Origin of the sequence: Ornithinibacter sp., from assembly GCF_035443565.1 — a bacterium.
GTDB lineage: Bacteria > Actinomycetota > Actinomycetes > Actinomycetales > Dermatophilaceae > Fodinibacter.
Genome location: NZ_DAORSO010000416.1, coordinates 1 through 1,128, shown reverse-complemented (window position 1 = coordinate 1,128; position 1,128 = coordinate 1). Strand labels below are relative to the sequence as shown.

The window sequence follows — 1,128 nt, the reverse complement described above, 5'->3', positions numbered from 1 at the left end:
CGATGTCGATCACGCCGCGCTCGGTGACGGCGACGCCGGTGGACTCCAGGCCGTAGCCCTCGACGCGGGCGGCGAACCCGATGGCCGACATGAACTTGTCGGCCTCGAGCACCTGCTGCTCACCACCGGCCGCCGGCGAGACGGTGACCCGCACCCCCGAGCCGGTGTCCTCGACGGCTTCGACCTTCGTGGAGAGCAGGACCTTCACGCCGAGCTTCTTGTAGTGCTTGGCGAGCTCCTTGGAGATGTCGGCGTCCTCGGTCGGCACCATGCGGTCGAGGAACTCCACGATCGTCACGTCGACCCCGAAGTTCTTCATGACGTAGGCGAACTCGACGCCGATCGCCCCGGACCCGGCGATGATCATCGAACCGGGCAGGTTGGGGTCGAGGATCTGCTCCTCGTAGGTGACGACGTTCTGCGAGACGGTGACGCCGGGCAGCATCCGGGTGGTGGCACCGGTGGCGATGATGAGGTGGTCGAAGGTCAGCTGACGGCTCGAGCCGTCGTTGAGCGCGACGTCCATCGAGGACGGGCCGGTGAGGGTGCCCCAGCCGTCGATCTCCTCGATCTTGTTCTTCTTCATGAGGAAGTGCACGCCCCGCACGATGCCGTCGGAGACCTGGCGCGAGCGCTGGTGGGTGGGTCCGTAGGACATCGTGGCGTCGCCCTCGATGCCGTACTTCTTCTTGTCGTGCGTGAGCACGTGGGCCAGCTCGGCGTTCTTGATCAGCGCCTTGCTCGGGATGCAGCCGACGTTGAGGCACACCCCGCCCCAGTACTTCTTCTCGACGACGGCGACCTTCTTCCCGAGCTGGGAAGCGCGGATCGCCGCGACGTATCCACCAGGACCTGCACCGAGCACCACGACGTCGAAGTCAGCCATGGCACTCACCCTATCCGCCGCGGGCGACGAAAATCACGGCGGATGCCGTGGCACGGCATCCGCCGTGATCCGGGCGTGGCGGGTGGATCAGAGCTCGGGGAACCAGATGCCGATCTCGCGCGCGGCCGACTCGGGCGAATCCGAGCCGTGGACGATGTTCTTCTGGACCTTGGCGCCCCAGTCGCGACCGAGGTCACCGCGGATCGTGCCGGGAAGGGCGGCCGTGGGGTCGGTGGCACCGG

At 67.1% G+C, this 1,128-nt stretch carries 2 protein-coding genes; both read right to left on the bottom strand.

Features of this window, described 5'->3' with window-relative positions; genetic code table 11:
- The coding region (locus PLL68_RS15650) for a dihydrolipoyl dehydrogenase family protein (protein ID WP_324535680.1) at window positions 1-886 on the bottom strand (886 nt) is incomplete at its 3' end.
- 87 nt (window positions 887-973) lie between these two features.
- Window positions 974-1,128 (bottom strand): nucleoside-diphosphate kinase (locus PLL68_RS15645; protein ID WP_324535681.1); only part of this gene is annotated, 155 nt, incomplete at its 5' end.